Below are 19,412 nucleotides of genomic sequence, written 5' to 3'. Positions count from 1 at the left end.
TGCGAGGCACCTGTGCTTTCGCTCGGATCGAGTCATTGCCGCGCAGCGACAAGGTTGGGATCCCGCGATATCCCTATCGTCTTGCGTATTGCCTTCCAGGCCGATCGGAACAGGCCGAAAAGCGATGCCGCACCCGGCGTTGCACCGGTTTGCGCTACTCCCGCCTCGGGACGTCGATTCGTGCCCTCAGCGCAACCAGCGCGTCGCCAGCGGAAAAGTGAAGAATGCCGCCACCGTCGTCCAGAGGATGATCCGCGCGATGCGTCCGTTGTCGGCGCCATAGCGCTCCGCGAGCATCGACACGTTGCTGGCGCTCGGCAACGCAGCAACCAGCACGATCGCGACCAGCGCCTCACGCCCGATCGGCAGGCCCAACGCCATGGCGCCACGTGCCAGCACATATATATAGAGCGGGTGGACAAGCAGCTTGGCGACCACCACCGGCAGCACATCGCCCACCGGCGCGCGCATATGGGCGATGCCCGTGCGGGCTGCGGTCAGCGCAGGCCGCGCGAGAACCGCGCCGATGGTGAAAAGAGCCGTGGGCGTCGCGGCCTCGGCCATCATGGCGAGCGTGCGGTCGATGGGACCGGGCAATTCGAAGCGCAGCGCCGACGTCAGCGCGCCAAGCACGATCGACCACAGCAGCGGATTCAGGAACACGCCGCGCGACGCCTGCCGGAGTGCCGCTCCGGCAGACGCATTGGCGCCACCCAGCCGGGAAAGCGCGATGCACAGCGAAGACGTGACGACGACGTCGAAGGTGATCGTCAGCATCACCGGGCCTGCGACGCCCGCGCCGAGCAGCGCCGCCAGCAACGGGACACCCATGAAGCCAGTGTTCGAGAAGGTCGCCACCAGGGCGCCGAAAGCCCCGTCGTTCCAGCCGATGCGGCCTCGCCGCGTGAAGGCGATGGTGCCGCCCACCATCGTCACGGCACCGAAACCCCAGACCATCAGCACCGGCACGTCGAGCAGCTCGGCCACCGGCGTGCGTGCGCCGAAACGATAGAGCATGCAGGGCAGCGCGAAGTACAGGACGAAGATGTTGAGTCCGGGAATCGCCTCGATCGGCACCAGGCGGCGCCGCGCTGCGAAGTAACCGGCCGCGACCAGCGCGAAGAAGGGGAAGGTGATGGCGAAGATCTGAAGCACGGAAGGCATTCTCGCCAGTCGGGGGTGGCTTCGCGGGCACACTGCGCCATGGACTTCCTTCGCACTTTGAAAGAGCTGTGGGATGTGCTGGTGGCGCTGGCGCGGTTGCTGGGGAAGTTGCTGGATCTGCTGCCGTGAATCGGAACGCCGGATCTTCATGCGTCGAAAAACGCATCACCGGATGTCAGGACATGAGGTATTGCAATCGCGCAGAAGCGGAAGCCAGGAATCTGGCGAGATTCTGCTGCCCGCCGGGGAAATTCGTCATGCCGCCAATTGCACCGGACGGCTCGATCAACAGTGAATGCATCATCGATGCTGGATTCAAACGGTCGATCATGAATGTTCCGCCGTCGAATACCTTCAGCTCGTATTGCTGACCATCCAATTCGAATTGAAGACGGCGGGGGTTACCAGGCAGCGCAGCATTTGCAGGGAGCATCGCCTTTATCTGGTCGAAAAGTTTGCATGCCAAAAAACTATTGGCGACGCTGATATCCATCGGGTACGCAGAGCCAGGTCCGGAAGCTTGAGGACGGGGTCTTGCATAGGGGTCGAATCGACGATTTGTCCTTCGAGAGCCCCTCATCTCATCGACTGCGATCTGTCCTTCAGATCCTCGATTCGACGTGGAAACTGTTGATCGTGTGTATTGGAGCGGCACTCGGACGGCGGAATTGTCGTGCGCGACTTTCGAGCCTGTTGATTTAATGGCAGTTGAAAATATTGTTTTCATTGTCAGCGACGTAATGTGAATTAATTCAGGTTATCACTGCGATATATCCACATCTATGAGAATCGTCTTAATCACGATTCAAAACGACCAAGCGAATTTGCGAGCGTGCAGCGGCTTCGACTGGGACCGCCGGCTTCCGCACTGAAAGCACCATGCCTCGGTTCCGCCTTTTGTTGGGCAATCAGAATGTGCCCACCCCTCGCTAGTTATCATTCCCCGCTCCCATGTCCTCCGGTCTCAATCTCGCCCAGCAGGAAGCCGTCAACTACCTGCACGGCCCTTGCCTCGTCCTCGCCGGTGCCGGCTCGGGAAAAACGCGCGTGATCACGCACAAGATCGCGCGCCTGATCCAGGCCGGGATGGCGCCCAAGCGCATCGCCGCCATCACCTTCACGAACAAGGCCGCCGCCGAGATGCGCGAACGGGCGAAGGGGCTGATCGGGCGCGACGCAAAGCAGGTGGTGGTCTGCACCTTCCATGCGCTCGGCGTGCGGATGATGAGAGAGGACGGCGCGGTGCTCGGGCTGAAACCGGCTTTCAGCATCCTCGACAGCGACGACGTCACGAAGATCCTGAAAGACGCCGGCGGCACGACCGATGCGGCCACGGCCCGCATCTGGCAATGGACGATCAGCAAGTGGAAGAACATGGGGCTCAACTCGGCCGAGGCGCTGGCCGCTGCGGTCGACGACAACGAGCGCATCACCGCGCAGATCATGAGCCGGTACGAAGAGCGGCTCACCGCCTACCAGAGTGTCGATTTCGACGACCTGATCGGCATGCCGCTCAAGCTGCTGCGCGACCATGACGACGTGCGCGCCAAGTGGCAATCGGCGCTCGGCCACGTGCTGGTCGACGAATACCAGGACACCAACGCCACACAGTACGAGGTGCTGAAGGCGCTGGTCGGCGAGCAAGGACATTTCACGGCGGTGGGCGACGACGACCAGTCGATCTACGGCTGGCGCGGCGCGACGCTCGACAACCTCAAGAAGCTTCCGCTCGATTTCCCGAAGCTCAAGGTCGTCAAGCTGGAGCAGAACTACCGGTCGACCAGCGGCATCCTTCGCGCGGCCAACAACGTGATCGGCCCGAATCCGAAGCTGTTCCCGAAGACGCTGTTCAGCGAACTCGGCGAAGGCGAGCCGGTGCGCATCGTCGATGCCGACAACGAGGCGCACGAGGCCGAGCGCGCGGTGGCGCGCATCGTCAGCCTGCGGGCCTGCGGCACGGTGACGCAGGGCGATCAGCACAAGGAATTCCGCGATTTCGCGATCCTCTACCGCGCCAACCACATGGCACGCCCTTTCGAGCAGGCGCTGCGCAAGGCGCAGATTCCGTACAAGGTGTCGGGCGGCCAGAGCTTTTTCGACCGCGCTGAAATCAAGGACCTCTGCGGCTGGTTCCGGTTGTGGGTCAACAGCGACGACGACCCGGCTTTCCTGCGTGCCGTGACCACGCCCAAGCGCGGCATCGGCCACACGACGCTGGCCGCGCTCGGCACCTTCGCCAGCCAGTACAAGCTGAGCCTGTTCGCTGCGCTGTTCAGCTCTTCGCTGCCGAGCGTGATTCCCAAGCGCGCGCTCGACGGCCTGCACGAGTTCGGCCGCTACATCAACGAGCTGACCTACAAGGCCGGCCGCACGATGGGCGCCGAGGACGCGCGCACCTTCATGACCGACTGGCTGAAGGAGATCGACTACGAGCACCATCTCTACGAAGGCGAGGACAGCGAACAGGCCGCCGCCGCCAAGTGGACCAACGTGATGGAGTTCTGCGACTGGATGTCGCAGCGCTGCGGCGGCGAGATCGACGACACCTCGGGCGCCTCGACCGTGGCCGAGCGCAAGAGCCTGCTCGAAGTCGCGCAGACGATTTCGCTGCTGTCGACCATCAGCGAGCGCGAGAAGGACCAGAACGTCGTCACGCTCTCGACGCTGCATGCGTCGAAAGGCCTCGAATGGCCGCACGTGATGCTGATCGGCGTCAACGAAGGTCTGCTGCCCTTCAAGCTCGACGACGACAACGGCCGGCAGGAGAAAGTGACGGAAAGCGTGCTCGAACGCCTGCAGGAAGAGCGGCGCCTCATGTATGTAGGCATCACGCGCGCCCAGCGCACGCTGGCCGTGAGCTGGACCAAGCGGCGCAAGAAGGGCCGCGAGACGGTGCAGGCGATGCCGAGCCGCTTCATCGCCGAGATGGCGCTCGACAAGGCGACGACGAAGGAAGACCCGCGCGAGAAGCTGAAGGCGCTGCGTGCGGAGTTCGCGCGCAAGGTGCAGGACAACGCGGCGGCTGCGGTGGCGGCGAACGCGGCACACGACGCCGGGCGCTCATGAGGAGGATGTCCCTTGCTGCGCTGGCGCTCGTGCTGGCTGGCGCCGTCTTCATCGCTCCCGCGGCCTTCGCGGCCGACTGTCCGCAGGAAGCGCTGGACGTGCCGGTGCAGGCGCTCTACGGCGACTGGACGGCGAGTTTCGATGGCGGTCCGCCTGCGGGCGTGCAACTTGCGAGGCATCCGGAATACGAAGGCAGCGTGCGCGGAACGATCGTTCGCGACGGTGTCGCGGCACAGCTGGCCGGAGACGTCGACGACGCCGGCCTGCTCACGCTCGACGAGTCGCAGGACGGCGAGCGCATCAGCGCCGTCTGGTCCGGCGACATGCAAAAAGAATCATGTGGCAAGGAGTTCCAGGGAACATGGCGAAATTCGAACGACGACAGCACGCAGCGTTTCGTGCTGCGGAAGAAGGCATCGTGAAGGGCTACCGCTTTTCCCTGACGGCAGCAGTGCTCGCGCTGGGCTCCATCTGTGGCGGCGCGCAGGCGCAGCCGGCCGACAAGCCCGCCAGTCCGCTGGCCGATTCGGCGCTCACCTGGCAGCAGTGCCAGCGGTTCTCGAACAGCAGCGAAGCACGCCTGGCCTGCTTCGACCGCTGGGCGCAGCAGCAGACGCTTCCTGCCGCAATCATTCCGAGTGCGCCGCCGGTGCTGGCCAGCACGACACCGCCGCCGATCGACGCCAGCATGCCGGCGACGCGCGTCGTCGCCGTGTCGACGGAACAGGGCTGCCGCGACCGCCAGTATTCGGCGCTCTCGCGCTTCTGGGAGCTGGAAGAAGGCAGCGACTGCGGCACCTTCGGCTTCCGCGGCTATCGGCCGCTGACCGTCGCACTCTCTGCCGCCACCCATCGGCCGGCCACGCCCACTTCGCCGGCACCCGACCACAACGGCACGCCGATCGACTACCAGGCCAACGAGATGCGCATCGGCCTGTCGGTGCGGACCAAGCTCGCGCAGGGGCTGCTCACGCAGAACGATCCGGAACGCAAGGACTCGCTGTGGTTCGCCTACACGCAGCAGTCGACATGGCAGATCTTCAACGGCGATCTCTCGCGCCCGTTCCGCACCACCGACCACGAGCCGGAGATGATGTACGTCTACCCGACCGACCTGAAGCTGCCTTTCGGCTGGCGCTGGCGGTACGCGGGCGTTGGCGTCGTGCACCAGTCCAACGGCCAGACCCAGCCGCTGTCGCGCAGCTGGAACCGCACCTACCTGATGGCCGGCGCCGAACTCGACGACCGCTTCACGCTGACCGCTCGCGTCTGGGACCGCTGGAAGGAATCGGCCGCCGACGACGACAACCCGGACATCGCCAAGTACATCGGTCGTGCCGAGATGACCGCGCGCTGGAACTACAACCGCGACAACACCTTCGGCGCCACGGTGCGAAACAACCTGCGCAGCGACGGGCGCGGCTCGTTGCGGCTCGAATGGTTCCGGGCCATCGGCGATCCGGTGACCAGCAACCTGCGCTTCCACACGCAGCTGTTCTACGGCTACGGCGACACGCTGGCCGACTACAACCGCAAACGCACGGTGCTCACCGTCGGGCTGAGCCTGGTCGACTTCTGAGCGATTGCCGGGTCCGGCGATTCGCGCTTCCGCGGTCTGCCATGGCGGTCTCAACCTACTCGCCACCGCGCGAGCGGGCTACCGCAACGCATTTTGGATGCAGGCAGAAGTAGTAATCAACGGAGCCTCAACCCATGCAGCCAGCCAGTAAAGCCGTAATTTTTCCGGAGATCGATCCGAACAGCGGCCTGAAGATAGAAATCAAGTCCTACAACAGCCCGACAGGCGGCTGGGGTTCGGTGAAATCCCTGGTTCAGCACACACGCCACGAGGCCGCAGCCGGCGCGCTCGGCGAACTGGTCCGGATGAACAAGCCCGACGGCTTCGCATGCACCAGCTGTGCCTGGGCGAAACCGGCCAAGGCGCATCTGGCCGAGTTCTGCGAGAACGGTGCCAAGGCGACCTTCGCCGAACTCACGAGCCGGCGCATCGGCGCGGAGTTCTTTGCCAAGCACACCGTCGGCGAATTGCTGAGCTGGCCCGATCACGACCTGGAACACATGGGCCGGCTGACCGAGCCATTGCGCTACGACGCCCACCAGGACCGCTATGTGCCGGTGACCTGGGCCGATGCGTTCGCCGACATCGGCAACCGTCTGCGCGTGATCGGCTCCGCCAATCCGGATGCGACGGTTTTCTACGCGTCGGGCCGGGCCTCGCTGGAAACGTCTTACATGTACGCCATGCTGGCGCGGCTCTACGGCACCAACAACCTGCCCGACAGCTCCAACATGTGCCACGAGAGCACCTCCGTCGGATTGAAGGAAGCCATCGGTCAGCCGGTCGGCACCGTGCGCATCGAGGACTTCGACCACACCGACTGTTTCCTGTTCTTCGGGCAGAACGTCGGCAGCAACAGCCCGCGGATGCTGCACCTGCTGCAGGCAGCGGCCCAGCGTGGCGTGCCGATCATCGTTTTCAACCCGCTGCGGGAGCGCGGGCTCGAATATTTCGCGAGTCCCCAGAATCCGCTGCAGATGGTCACCGGTACATCGACACGCATCGCCACGCAGTATCTGCAGGTCCGCCCGGGCGGCGACATCGCCGCCATGACCGGTCTTTGCAAGGCGCTGCTGGAAAGCGGCGAAAGCGCGATCGACAAGCAATTCATCGCCGATCACACGCATGGTTTCGATGAATTCGCCGCATTCGTCCGCGAACAGGAGTGGGCGACGATCGAGGTCGAGTCCGGCCTGCTGCAGGCCGACCTGCGCGAGGCCGCGCGCGTAGTCGCTGCATCGAAGGCGGTGATGGGCGTCTACGGCATGGGCTTGACGCAGCACAAGCTCGGGGTCGACAACGTGCGCATGGTGACCAACCTGCTGCTGATGGGCGGACACATCGGCAAACCCGGTGCGGGGCTTTGCCCGGTGCGCGGACATTCGAATGTGCAGGGACAGCGAACGGTCGGCATCTCGGAAAAACCGGAGCTGGTTCCGCTCGATCGACTGGCCGAGCAGTACAGCTTCAATCCACCCCGGCAAAAGGGCCTGAACACGGTCGAAACCTGCGAAGGCGTGCTCGACGGCAGCGTGCGCGCGTTCGTCGGGCTCGGCGGCAACTTCATCCGGGCCGTTCCCGATCACCACCGCATCGAGCCGGCATGGCGCAAGCTGGAACTCACGGTTCAGATCGCCACCAAACTCAACCGCAGCCATCTGGTGAACGGCCGGGTCGCGTATCTGCTGCCGTGCCTGGGACGCATCGAGCGTGACGTGCAGCTGGGCGGCGAGCAGACGGTGACGGTCGAAGACAGCACGTCGCGCGTCCACGCATCGCGCGGACATCATTCGCCGGCCAGCGCGCATCTGCTGTCGGAGCCGCGCATCGTCGCCGGCATCGCGAAGGCGACGCTGACGCCCAACCCGAAAATCGACTGGGACACCTGGACTTCCGACTACACCCGCATCCGCAACGACATCGAGGAAACCTATCCCGACGACTTCCGCGATTTCAACGCACGCATGCACCAGCCGGGAGGCTTCCCGAGGCCACTGGCGGCCAACGAGCGCAAATGGAAGACGAAGTCCGGCAAGGCAGAATTCAAGGTACCGGCGTCGCTCTGTGCCGCGTTCGACGGCGACGGCGGCTCGGACGTGCTGCGGCTGATGACGATGCGCAGCAACGACCAGTTCAACACCACCATCTACGGCTACGATGACCGGCTGCGCGGCATCCAGGGCACACGTGAGGTGCTGCTCATGAACCGGTCCGACATCACGCGATTCGGCTTCGTCGAAGGTCAGGTCGTGACGCTTGCCAGCGCGGGCGGTGCGGGGAGCGACGGCATTTCGCGCGAAGTCACCGGGCTTCGCGTCACGGCCTACGACATGCCGGCAGGAAGCTGCGGCGCCTACTACCCGGAATGCAATCCGGTGATGCCTCTTTACCAGTACGCCGAAGAGAGCATGGTTCCGGCAGCGAAGTCTGTGCCGGTGAGAGTCAGGGCCTGACCGGTGCGGTCGCCGTTGCAGGATACGGCGGTGCATGACCGCCCAGCGCCAGATAACTCGCCACGCTGAGCATCAGTTCGATGTTGACCTGTTCCGGATCGCGCGGCACGACGTCGTAATGGCACAACGTGCCCAGGATCGTCCCGGCGCTGTCCATGACCGGAACGCCGCAGTAGGTCTGGATCTGCGTGCGTGCCGGATGAGCGGCCAGGCGTTCATCGATGAGCGCATGCGGCGTCTTGAACGGTTTGCCCGTCTCGCGCACGTAGCAGCAATACGTCGCGTTTTCCGGCACTTCGGTGGCGGTTGCGACCGTCGGGTTCTCGCGGTCGTAATGCACGACCGCATTGGCCTTGCCGTCTTCGAAACGCCAGATGCCGATGAAGCGGTAGTCGGTGCGCTTCACCAGGCCTGCCAGGGCGCTGCGCAGATCCTTGCTCTTCAGCGCGACGACGAAATCGGCAAAAGCCCGGCTCAGTTCTCGGTCCATGGCGATCTGTTTGCTAAGAATAAAAAGATGGCAGATGGTACTTGCGGACACGCCTCACGGCGGAACGTGACGGAATACCGTTACATTGTGAAAAATATCATGCCCCTTTCCAATCTCTGGCAGACCCAGCTTGAAGCCCAGCGACGCGGTATCGGCAGGGAAATTCACGATGCCGTCGGCAGCGCTCTTGCTGCCGTGCACTTCGATCTCTCCTGGCTTGCACGCCAGCCTCCGCGCGATCGCGAATCCGCCGAACGTCTCGCATCGGCGCAGGCTTCGCTTCAGACGGCGATGGAAGCAACCCGCGATGCCGTCGCGCAGCTCTATCCACCCGATCTGTCCGAAGGTCTCGCGCCGGCCGTCGCAAGGCTTGTCGCGGAATTCGGCCGCCGCACCGGCATCGACGCCAACTTCGACGCCGCCGACGCCATCGACCTGCCCGCACCGCAGCAACTCGCCGCCTACCGGACAGCTCAGGAAACGCTGACCAACATCGCCCGCCATGCGCAGTGCCGACGGGTCCGGCTCACGCTGCGCAACGAAGGCGAAGACCAGGCGGTGCTCGAGGTGCGCGACGACGGGCTCGGCTTCATGCCCGAAGCCGTTGCCGCGCAAGCAGACAGCTTCGGCCTTCGCGGGCTCGCCGACCGTGCACGGGCCGTGGGCGGCTCGCTCGACATCGTCAGTCATCCGGGCCGCGGCACGGCGGTGACGCTGACCTTGCCCCGCCGGGAGACGCCATGATCGAAGTCGTTCTGTGCGACGACCATGCGCTGGTACGACGCGGAATCCGGCAAACGCTGGCGGAAGCAGTCGACATCCGCGTGGCCGGCGAGGCGTCGAGCTATGCCGAAGTGCGCGAAGTGCTGCGCACCACGCCGTGCGACGTCCTGCTGCTCGACATCGGCTTGCCGGGCCGCGGCGGACTGGAGGTGCTCAGCGCGCTGACCGAATCCGCATCGCCGATCCGCGTGCTGGTGGTGTCGATGTTCGCGGAGGAGCAGTACGCCATACGCAGTCTGCGTGCGGGCGCGCAGGGCTACGTCAGCAAGTCCGGCGATCCGCACGAGCTGATCACCGCGACCCGCACGGTGGCTCAAGGTCGGAAATATGTCACGCCGGAGGTGGCGCAGATGCTGGCGGAAAGCGTCTCGCGCCCGTCCAACGACAACTCGGCCCATGCGGCGCTTTCCGATCGCGAGCTGCAGACGCTGGTCAAGATCGCCTCGGGCAAACGCCTGTCCGACATCGCCGAGGAACTGATGCTCAGCCCCAAGACGGTCAGCGTCTACCGTTCGCGCGTGCTCGAAAAGCTGCAGCTGCCGAACAATGCGGCCATCACGGTCTACGCAATCCGCAACAACCTGGTGTAGAGGCTACGAAAGCGGCGGTACCTTGGCCGATGCATCGACCGGCGCATCGGTAGGCATGTCGCCGACGTCGAAGGTGAAGCAGGTTCCCTTTCCCATCACCGAGCGAAGCTGCAGCCGTGTCTGCAGCACGTGAGACAGCCGCATCACGATCGAAAGGCCCAGCCCGACGCCTTCGACGATCGGCGCCCCCGGTACCACGGACCGATGCACCCGGTAGAACTCCTGGAACACCCGCTGCAGATCCTCGGGAGGAATGCCGATGCCCTGATCCCAGACCTGCACCCGCCAACGCGCTCCGGAACGACGGAAGGCCAGCAGTATTTCCGAGCCCGGCGGGCTGTACTTGATCGCGTTGCCCATCACGTTACCGATCATCCGTTGCAGCTGCACTGGGTCGGTACGCACGGTGCCCTCCGCTGCGCGCAGCCGGAGTCCGATGCCGCGCTCGCCGGCCAGCGGACGGAACTGCGTCCCGAGGTTTTCCAGAAGATCGGCGATGCGGATGTCCCTGACTCGGAGCGCGACGTTGCCGCTGTCGAGGCTGGCCAGGTCGAAGAGCGATTCGAAGAGGTTCTTCACGATCTTGCTCGCCGCCCCGATCTTCGGCACCAGCTCATCCTTCATGTCGGGATATTCGACCAGATACTCGGCGTACAGCGAAAGCGCCATGACCGGCTGTCGAAGATCGTGCGCAGCCACGGCCAGGAAGCGGTCCTTCGTCTCGACGGCGACGCGCGCTTCGTGCGCCTTCAGGCCCAGGTCGTGATAGAGCCCGAGCTGTTCGCTCTGCCGGCGGAAGATGTTTCGTCCGAAACGGTTCATCAACAACCAGAACGCACCCATCGTCGCCAGCAACAGGTAGTGAGGCACTTCGGCTGGCGACAGCTTGAAGGTCGGGCTCAGGAACAGCACGGCGATGACGCCGATGAAAAGGGTGTTCGTGTACGCCTTCTGCAAGGCCGGGACGAGCGAAATGGTCGTCAGCGGTGCCGACGCCGCGCATGCCAGCACCAGCCAGGAACCCATCTGGTCATACAGAGAAAGGCGCTCGAAACTGAAGACCAGCGCGATTCCTCAGATGCCGCCGTGCACGGCGTAGAGCGGCACCATGGCCCGCACGAACGCCTCCCGGATGTTGCGATCGCCAGACGGCCGGTCGCGCTGGAACCGTCTCTCCATCGGGCATCGCACCAGCAGCACCGCGAAGCCGGCAACCAGCCACACTCCCATCAGCGCCGGGCCTTGGCCCGACCAGCAAAACGCCAGGAAAGCGACCATCAAACCTGCGGCGACGTTGCGCCTGAAATCGATTCCGCGCAAAAAGCCCTTCAGCAGCCCTGCATCGATGTCCTGCTGGCGCATTTCCGCCGGCGACCGCGCAATGAATGGATCGACGACGATCGACGTCGTGGTCGGGCTATAGAGCCCCGAAACGGGAACAGCCATTGAGCCTCCAGAGTCTGAAATTGGAGGCTAAACGAGATTTGGCATGCCTACAAAAGCCGGCGAATTCGTCCGACACACAGCCCGTAGTGCAGTCGACAGGCGCGGAACGTCCGGATTCAGAGGCGCTGGGACAGCTTTGACAGTGCGTAGAAGAAGGCGCCGGCCGATGTCGCATCGAGAGCGCCCAGCGCATCGGCATGTCGCTTGTGTGGCAGGAGCGCGTCGATCAGCAGGCCGGCGCCGATGGTGTCGGGAAGCCAGGTCATCGACCAGTCGCTGAAGATGCGCACCGAGATGAAGCGACGATCGATCAGCTTGCAATCCGCATGCCGCGAATCCTTCAGGATGCGTTGGTAGACTTTTTCGATCGAGGCGTCGTCGCCTTCCAGGTACTGCAGGAATTTGTCCTTGTGCAGAAACAGCGCGCCGGTCACATCGATGCGCGCATTGTGGATTCGCGACCGTTCGAGAATCTGCCGGATGTCTTCCGCCTGACAGAGAGAGGTACTTGTGTAGATGATTCGCCCGAGCATCTCGCGATCTTTTGCGACTGTGCGAGCCGTCGCGTCCGCCGCGCACGAAGCTTGACGTAGGACCAAGGCATTACGACTTCGACGACCACTCGTACCGACGGCGTATGGACACCGAAACCTAAGTGATATTGCCGCGCCTGCAGCGCCTTTCCATACTGAGTTTCTTAGGGGACGGGCTCCCTGCCCTCAGGAGAAACGCATGCGCAGCCGCACCATCGCAAGGGATTGCGTCGCCGTCTTGCTGGCATTCTTTACAGCCGTTGCGGCCGGCGCGGCCAGTGCGGCCGGTACGGCTGCCCTGCGCTGCGAGCGAACCGTCGTCGTGGAGATGGTCGCAATCGAACAGGCCATCGTGCTCAACCGCTTCGGCGCGTTCAACCCTGCCGGCATGCTCTACGCACTGCGGCGCGACGTGGTCTTCAATGGCCATCGGTCTATCGCCGACGGCACGCCCGTCACCGAGGCCAACCTGGCCGACGCACCCGGCCGCGTGAAGCTGCGACCCGGCAAGCGTCCGCGTCCGATCGTGCTGCGCGCCAACGAAGGTGACTGCCTCCAGGTGACGCTGCACAACCTGCTCTCGCGCGACGCGCCGGACGACATCGGCGGCAGTCCGGAACAATATCAGGTGAAGCTGCCGGAGCCTCGCGGCGACGGCTCGCCGCGCTACGAAGGACGCGTGCCGGCGCACATGAAGGATCGGCCGGGCGCGCTCTACAACCAGTCGCCCGGCAGTCCCACCGGACGCGATCTCGTGCGGCCCGAATCGGTCAGCAACGACCGCCCCTGGACGCGCGCCGCGTCGTTCCATGTCAACGGCCTGGACATCGTCCCGATGAGCCCCGCCGAATGCCCGGCCTCCACCGCGCGGCGCAGCTGGCTGTGCGGCACCGACGGCACCGCCGCCGGGCTGAACAAGCCGGTGATCCATTCCGGAACGCCCTCCGAACTGCGCGAAAAACTCGAACGCCAGGGCGGGCTCGTCATGCCGGGACAAAGCGCGATCTACCGTCTGCATGCGGTCCGCGAAGGCACCTATTTCGCCTATTCCACCGCCGCGATGGTGGGCGGCGAAGGCGACGGCGGACAGATCGGCGCGGGCCTCTTCGGCGCGGTCAACGTGCAGCCGCGCCATTCGACCTGGTACCGCTCGCAGGTCGCCCGGCCCGACCTGCTCGCCGCCGCGCGCCAGCCGCCGGGCGCCGGCCACCCGTACAGCCGCCTCGACTACGACAACGCACGCGACGCCGCCGGCCTGCCCATCCTGGCGATGCTCGACCGGCGCGGCCCGAAAACATTCGAGTTGGTCCACACCGATCTCAATGCCATCGTCGCGCTGCGCGATCCGAACGGAACCGACCCCGACAACCGCCACGACACAACCAGCCCCGGCAGGCCCTGCACCGGCTACGCCTGGGGCTCGGCCTGCGGCGAGTCCTACCGCGAATTCACCGTGGTCATGCACGACGAAGTGAAAGCCGTGCAGGCCTTCGCCGAGCTGGAAGACGAGACCGATCCGCTGCATGCCATCAAGGACGGCATGGGCATCAACTACGGCGTCGCCGGCATGGGCGCGATGGTGGTGGCACGCCAACGCAACACCGGCCCGGCGAAGGACTGCCTCGAATGCCGCGCCGAAGAGTTCTTCCTCAGCTCCTGGGCAGGCGGCGATCCGGCGCTGGTGCTCAAGTGGGACGCGCAAGGCAGGCGGCCGATCGGTGCGCTGTATCCGGACGACCCGTCCAACGTGCATCACTCCTACCTCGGCGACCCGGTGCGATTCCGCAACCTGCATGCCGGCCCGAAGGAAACGCACGTGTTTCACCTGCACGCGCACCAATGGGTCCAGGACGCCAGCGATGGCGGCTCCAGCTATCTCGATTCGCAGACCATCTCGCCCGGCGCCACCTTCAGCTACGAAGTCGAATTCGGCGGATCGGGCAACCTCAATCTCTCGCCCGGCGACTCGATCTTCCATTGCCATCTCTACCCGCATTTCGCGCAGGGCATGTGGGAACTCTGGCGCGTGCACGACGTGTTCGAGGACGGCTCGGTCCAGCGCCGGCTGCCGGACGCCGAAGTCGGCGAAGGCATCGACATGCCGGCCATCGTGCCGCTGCCCGGCAGCGTGCTCGCGCTGATGCCGACCGATGCGTTCAAGGGCTATCCGTTCTACATCGCCGGCGAGCCGGGCCATCGCCCGCCGCAGCCGCCGCTGGACATGGACGTGGACACGCGCGCAGGCGTCGACGCCGAAGGCAAGCCGAAGCACATCGACGGCGGCCTGCAGCGGCATGTGCTGACCAGCGAGCGCATCAAACCCGGCGGCCCGCTGCTCAATCGCACAGAGCGCGCGCTGACCAATCAGGCGGTGCTCGAAGCGGCGCTGGCCAAGGGCGGCGAGATCGCGCAGATTAACGCGCGGCGCGTGCACGCGCGCAACAAGCATCCGTCGAACCTGTCGATGGCCGAGGAGTGGGAAAAGATCGGCGGCATCCGCTTGCTGAAACCGGAAGGCGAAGTGAAGGAAGCCACGGCGATGAAGTTTCACGAGGGTGCATTGACCGATCCCGGCTTCATACCCGCCACGGTTCCGGACGCACAGGAAACGCATCCTTTCTGGGCTCGCGACCGAAAGGGCTACGCCTCCGAACGCGCCACCGGCGTGATCGGACAGAACGCACCGGCAGCCGGTACGCCTGCAGTGTTCCGCGTCAACGGCAGAGCGCCCAAACCAGGCGCTCCTTTCGCCGATCCGTGCCCCGCCGGTGCGCCGCCGCGCGAGTACCGCGCCGGCGTCATCCAGACCGAGCTCACGGTCAACCGCCACGGCTGGTTCGATCCGCAGGCGCGCATCCTGACGCTGGAGCAGGACGTGGCCGACCTCATCGACCCGGCCACCCGCACACGCCTGCCCGAGCCGCTGTTCTTCCGCGCCAATTCCGGCGACTGCATCGACTTCAAGCACAGCAACTTCGTGCCGAACGCGCTGGCGCTGGACGACTTCCAGATCTTCACGCCGACCGACACCATCGGCCAGCACATCCACCTGGTGAAGTTCGACGTCACCTCGTCGGACGGCTCCGGCAACGGCTGGAACTACGAGGACGGCACCTTCTCGCCAGAGGAAGTACGCGAACGCGTGCGTGCGTACAACCACTATCTGGACGCGTTGCCGTCGTCCTCTCCCCTTTCATCCAAGCCCCGGCTGTCGCTGCGCACGCACCCGCTGTTCGATCGCGATTGCGCGGGCGATGCCAACTGCCTGGCCCTGCAGACCAGGGGCCGGTGCCCGGCGAATGCGGATTCGCTCTCGCTGCGGGAACTGTCGGAAAAGTATCCGTTCTGCGGCGCACAGCGCACGGTGCAGCGCTGGTATGCGGATCCGATATTCGACCGGCGCACCGGCAAGGACAAGACGCTTCGCACCGTGTTCACGCACGACCATTTCGGGCCGAGTTCGCATCAGCAGCACGGGTTGTATGCGGCGCTGGTGGTGGAGCCGAGCAATTCGGTGTGGCTGGACATCGGCGAGCGCCACGTGGACATGAACAATCTGTGCAGCAAGGATCCCGCCGTTCGCGCGGCAGAACGCCGAAAGGTAATCGGCGGCGCCAGCCTGAGCGACAAGTTCGATGCCAGCTGTGGGGACCGCTCCGGTGCAGTAGCGGAAAACGAACTGCGGCCGCCGCTGAAGCTCCGCGAAGACGGCGGACCCACCGCGGCGCGCGCCAACATCGTCTCGCCGAAGTGTCTTTTCCAGACGCCCGCTTCGCCAAAAGACACTCCGCGCGGCGCGAAGAAAAACAGCAATCCGCTGGACCCGCAGAACGATCCCACCGTCAATCCGGCGACGGCCTCGGGCATCGACTGCGGCAGCCCCGACGGCACTCTAGAAACCAACGACACACGGCGCGAATACGGACTGGCCATCGCCGATTTCGCGCTGCTCTACAACACGGCGCTGGAACCCATCAACCCGGAAAAGCCAGACCGGTCACAACTGCGGCTGGGACACCGGCAGGTGCCCGTCAACGTCCCGAAGCCGCTGGCCATCTCGTCCGAAGACCCCGGCTCGCAACTCATCAACTACCGCCACGAACCCGTTCCGCTGCGCATCACCGACCGGAACGCCGACAGCCGCACCGAGTCCGAGCGCGAAGAGGATTCGCGGCTCGGCGGGTTCCGCTACACGCAGACGCCGTGCCGCATCGACAACGCAGCGCCGTGTACCGGCGACATGTCCAACGTGTTCAGTTCGGTCGCGCATGCGGACCGCGACCAGCGCATCGCCAACAGCGACTACGGCGCCGTCGTCTCGCCGCTGTTGTCGGGCTGGATCGCCGGCACCTACACGCCGCAACAAACCGCCGAGAAGGCGAAGGTTCCCGGCCGGATCGCAGCGGCCCTGAAAGACGTTGAACACTGGCGCAAGCGCTTCCACTGCGGGCTCTACAGCGGAATCGAACTGAATGCCGCCGGCTTCGACCCGACGACCTGCGGCAAGCCCATCGCCAACGCGGAGCCTTGGCGCGAGATGGGCGACCCCGCCACGCCGATCATCGCGGGCTACGAAGGCGATCGTATGCAACTGCGCCTCGTGCAGGGTGCGCAGGAGGCGCAGCACGTGTTCGCGATGACGCGGCAGATGTGGCCGCGCGAGCCGGGCAATCCGCGCTCGGGCTTCACCAGCGCGCAGTCGCTGGGGATCTCGGAGCATTTCGAGTTCGACGTCAGACTGTCGCCGCTGGCCACGGCGCGGGCGGACAGCCTCTACATGAGTTCGTCGATCGACAAGCTCTGGGACGGTACCTGGGGGTTGCTGCGGAGCTACGGGCGGATGCAAATAACACAGGGACTCAAGAATCAACCGGGTTTGCCGCGTCTGGATGCATTGGGTCATGACTTCGCCCCTTTGACACAAGAAAAAGAACGACCGACTTTGAACCACGATGTGATTGCTTTGCCTCCCAAGCCCAGCGCGCCTCCTGTCGATCGGCTCGTCTGCGACAACGGCACCAAGAACGAACGTTTCGACATCAGCGTAGTGAAGGCCTGCCAACTCATCGGCTCCTGCGGCAGTGCGCTCTTGAAAGGAATTCCGTACAACGAGCGAATCGGCATGGACGACCCGGAAGGCATCGTCTTCGTGCGCAACTTCGATGTCCTTGCAAGCAAGCCGGCTGCCGACGTTCTTGCAAAGCTGCGACAAGAGTTCGTCACTCGGCAGCGCACCATCGAGCCGCTCGTGCTGCGGGCCGCAGCGGGTCAGTGCATCAACGTTCGGCTACGCAACCTTCTACCGGCGCAGTCGGAGGAAGAGCGCAGTGGCGCACTGCCGAAAGACCGCAGCAGGCTCAGCGACAACTTCATGGCGATGACCACGGACGGCTTCAACTACAACCAGTTCCGCAGTACCACCTACGTCGGTCTGTCGGTTCCCAAACTGGCGATGCATGCGTCTTCCGATGGCGCGAACGTCGGGCACAACGCCAATTACATCTACGGCCTTGGTCCAACTCCGGCACCGCCTGAAACCGGGGGGGCTACACCCGCCACACCTGTTGGACCGGTTGCATCGCCGCCGCCCGCAGCAGATGCGTTCAAGGGAGGGCTGATCGGTCCGGGAGAACAGCGCGAGATGCTCTGGTACGCCGGAGAGTTCGATCTCGATGCCCGCGGCAACCGAAGGTCTCGTCCCGTGGAGTTCGGCGTGCTGCCACTGATGAGCTGGGGCGACCCGATCAAGCACACGGCGCACGGCGCGGTGGGCGCACTCGTCATCGGTCCGGAGAACAGTGCGGTCTGCCCCTCTCTAAACAAGCAGGAGCGAGAGTCCGACAGCAGGACGAACACCAGCGCCACCGTCTGCGACAAGACCACCGGAAAAGTGCTCTACCGCGACTTCGTGCTGGTGATGCAGGACGCGGTCGACGCCAAGATCTCCGGCGATGCCGTCGCCAATCTCAGCGGCAGCGAAGAGCCCGACGACTACGGCGTCAAGGCCGTCAACTACCGCACCGAGCCCTTGTGGGCGCGCAGCGCTGGCGATCCTTCCGTTTCGTTCCCGGAGCGCAACGAGTTCGACTATTCGAAGATTCTGAGTTCACTCAAAGATACGCGCAAAGGCATGGAGGACCGATGCCTCTCCGGCATCGCGCCGCGACCGATGCCGTTCGGCAGGAAAGGCGAAACGACCTGCGAGCCGCTGACGCCGCTGTTCATTGCCGAGGCCGGCGCCGAGATTCGCCTGCGGCTGGTGCATCCAGGCGGCCGAACACGCCAGCAGGCGGTTTCCCTTTCGGGACACGACTGGACTTCGCATCCGGCCTACCTACCGGCGCCGAGGGACGGCACGACGAACGACCGCTGCCATTCCACGTCGCCGAAGTTGCCCGGCAGCCACAAGGATGCGACGACCAACGCCTGGACTTTGCAAGGCGCGTTCAACGGACTCGGCCCGTTGATGAGCGCGGATCTGATCTCCAAAGCCGGCGGCCGCTGGTCTCGGGAGGGCGACTACCTATGGCGTAGCGAAGCCTCGTTTCTGATGGATGGCGGCATCTGGGGGCTCCTGCGAGTTCTACCCAATCCTCAGAAGACGACGCAGACACAGACGCCGAAAACACTTGCTCCATGCAGCGGCTGATTCGCTTCATCAACGGCACACAGAAGGGAATTCCATGGCTCACCGGATCATCACCGACCACCGCGACCCCGAATTGCATCGCTGGTTCGACTGGCATCACGCCTGGAAAGACCCTGTGACCATTCCGCAGACCGTGGACCTTGGTACCTCGCACATCACCTTCAAGGAGGTATCGATCGTCATCGATATCCAGGGACCGTTGAGTCAGGCACGCACAACAGTTTCCCAGGCTGGCAATCACGACATGGAGTTTCCCTGCAACATGCCCGCCGGTATCGGCCTGATCCTGGCGGACAACATCTCCGGCATCATGCCGATACACCTGTTCTTCACACCGCCGCTGCGCGCTTTTGGAACCTACATCAGTGGCGATGCACCGATGGGGACGGCCTACAACGGATGCTGCCGATGCGTGCTGGCGGCGCCGGGGAAGCGGCAGTGGATCGAGAGCACCACTTCAAGCACCAATATGGAACAGGCCCAGGGGCCGGGTGCAGACGCGCCCTTCTTCGGTTTGATCGCAGACTCGCAAGGTCCTGGAATCCAAGAACTCTGGTTCGACGTCAATGCGGGCCGGAGCAACAGCAGCGATGCGGCGAACCTCCAGGCCGACCCTTTCGGCCGCGTTGCCATCGGGCGGTTCTACTTCCAAGTCTGAG

The 19,412-nt window shown here is 64.5% G+C and carries 14 protein-coding genes; 8 read left to right on the top strand and 6 right to left on the bottom strand.

What is annotated here, in order from left to right; translation table 11 throughout:
* Positions 1-186 precede the first annotated feature (186 nt).
* Together ACSFA3_RS08975 and ACSFA3_RS08970 are read right to left on the bottom strand one after the other, a co-directional pair.
* Positions 187-1,155 (bottom strand): AEC family transporter, encoded by a 969-nt coding sequence (locus tag ACSFA3_RS08975; protein ID WP_435506187.1) that lies wholly within the window; start codon positions 1,153-1,155, stop codon positions 187-189.
* 184 nt (positions 1,156-1,339) lie between these two features.
* Positions 1,340-1,657, bottom strand: coding sequence for a hypothetical protein (locus ACSFA3_RS08970; RefSeq protein ID WP_435505101.1), 318 nt, complete (start codon positions 1,655-1,657; stop codon positions 1,340-1,342).
* Positions 1,658-2,115: 458 nt separating this feature from the next.
* On the opposite strand from ACSFA3_RS08970, the gene ACSFA3_RS08965 reads away from it, so the two are divergent.
* The 4 genes from ACSFA3_RS08965 to ACSFA3_RS08950 all read left to right on the top strand — a co-directional run bounded on the left by ACSFA3_RS08965 (position 2,116) and on the right by ACSFA3_RS08950 (position 8,262).
* Positions 2,116-4,230: an ATP-dependent helicase gene (locus ACSFA3_RS08965; RefSeq protein ID WP_435505100.1), complete on the top strand. Its 2,115-nt coding sequence runs from the start codon at positions 2,116-2,118 to the stop codon at positions 4,228-4,230.
* A gap of 5 nt (positions 4,231-4,235) precedes the next feature.
* Positions 4,236-4,652, top strand: a complete 417-nt coding sequence (locus ACSFA3_RS08960) for a hypothetical protein (RefSeq protein WP_435505099.1) — start codon at positions 4,236-4,238, stop codon at positions 4,650-4,652.
* Positions 4,592-5,809 carry a phospholipase A gene (locus ACSFA3_RS08955; protein WP_435505098.1) on the top strand — a complete coding sequence of 406 codons (1,218 nt, stop codon included), beginning with the start codon at positions 4,592-4,594 and terminating at the stop codon, positions 5,807-5,809. The genes ACSFA3_RS08960 and ACSFA3_RS08955 overlap by 61 nt, the downstream gene beginning before the upstream one ends.
* A 134-nt stretch (positions 5,810-5,943) precedes the next feature.
* The gene (locus ACSFA3_RS08950) at positions 5,944-8,262 is read left to right on the top strand and encodes an FdhF/YdeP family oxidoreductase (RefSeq protein ID WP_435505097.1); all 2,319 of its coding nucleotides are present in this window, start codon (positions 5,944-5,946) and stop codon (positions 8,260-8,262) included.
* On the opposite strand, the gene ACSFA3_RS08945 is transcribed toward ACSFA3_RS08950, so the two are convergent.
* Complete coding sequence (locus ACSFA3_RS08945; protein ID WP_435505096.1) at positions 8,252-8,752, bottom strand: GAF domain-containing protein; 501 nt, start codon at positions 8,750-8,752, stop codon at positions 8,252-8,254. The two genes, ACSFA3_RS08950 and ACSFA3_RS08945, sit on opposite strands and share 11 nt — an antisense overlap.
* Positions 8,753-8,851: 99 nt before the next feature.
* On the opposite strand from ACSFA3_RS08945, the gene ACSFA3_RS08940 reads away from it, so the two are divergent.
* Together ACSFA3_RS08940 and ACSFA3_RS08935 are read left to right on the top strand one after the other, a co-directional pair.
* Positions 8,852-9,496: a sensor histidine kinase gene (locus ACSFA3_RS08940; protein WP_435505095.1), complete on the top strand. Its 645-nt coding sequence runs from the start codon at positions 8,852-8,854 to the stop codon at positions 9,494-9,496.
* Positions 9,493-10,125 carry a response regulator gene (locus tag ACSFA3_RS08935; protein WP_435505094.1) on the top strand — a complete coding sequence of 211 codons (633 nt, stop codon included), beginning with the start codon at positions 9,493-9,495 and terminating at the stop codon, positions 10,123-10,125. The genes ACSFA3_RS08940 and ACSFA3_RS08935 overlap by 4 nt, the downstream gene beginning before the upstream one ends.
* Before the next feature lie 3 nt (positions 10,126-10,128).
* Here ACSFA3_RS08935 and ACSFA3_RS08930 read toward each other — a convergent pair whose 3' ends face one another.
* The 3 genes from ACSFA3_RS08930 to ACSFA3_RS08920 form a co-directional block, all read right to left on the bottom strand.
* The gene (locus ACSFA3_RS08930) at positions 10,129-11,151 is read right to left on the bottom strand and encodes a sensor histidine kinase (protein WP_435505093.1); all 1,023 of its coding nucleotides are present in this window, start codon (positions 11,149-11,151) and stop codon (positions 10,129-10,131) included.
* Positions 11,152-11,199: 48 nt separating this feature from the next.
* Entirely contained in the window at positions 11,200-11,571 is a 372-nt protein-coding gene (locus ACSFA3_RS08925; RefSeq protein WP_435505092.1) for a hypothetical protein, read from the bottom strand.
* A 116-nt stretch (positions 11,572-11,687) separates the two neighbouring features.
* Positions 11,688-12,104: a BLUF domain-containing protein gene (locus ACSFA3_RS08920; RefSeq protein ID WP_435505091.1), complete on the bottom strand. Its 417-nt coding sequence runs from the start codon at positions 12,102-12,104 to the stop codon at positions 11,688-11,690.
* Between the two features lie 199 nt (positions 12,105-12,303).
* Here ACSFA3_RS08920 and ACSFA3_RS08915 point away from each other — a divergent pair, with 199 nt between their 5' ends.
* Together ACSFA3_RS08915 and ACSFA3_RS08910 are read left to right on the top strand one after the other, a co-directional pair.
* Entirely contained in the window at positions 12,304-18,753 is a 6,450-nt protein-coding gene (locus ACSFA3_RS08915) for a hypothetical protein (protein WP_435505090.1), read from the top strand.
* A gap of 34 nt (positions 18,754-18,787) precedes the next feature.
* Entirely contained in the window at positions 18,788-19,411 is a 624-nt protein-coding gene (locus ACSFA3_RS08910; RefSeq protein ID WP_435505089.1) for a hypothetical protein, read from the top strand.
* Position 19,412: the final 1 nt, after the last annotated feature.

This window comes from Variovorax glucosi, assembly GCF_051216695.1.
Taxonomy (GTDB): Bacteria; Pseudomonadota; Gammaproteobacteria; order Burkholderiales; family Burkholderiaceae_C; genus Variovorax.
Note: the sequence above shows the minus strand (reverse complement) of the source record. Positions and strands in the feature narration are given on the sequence as shown.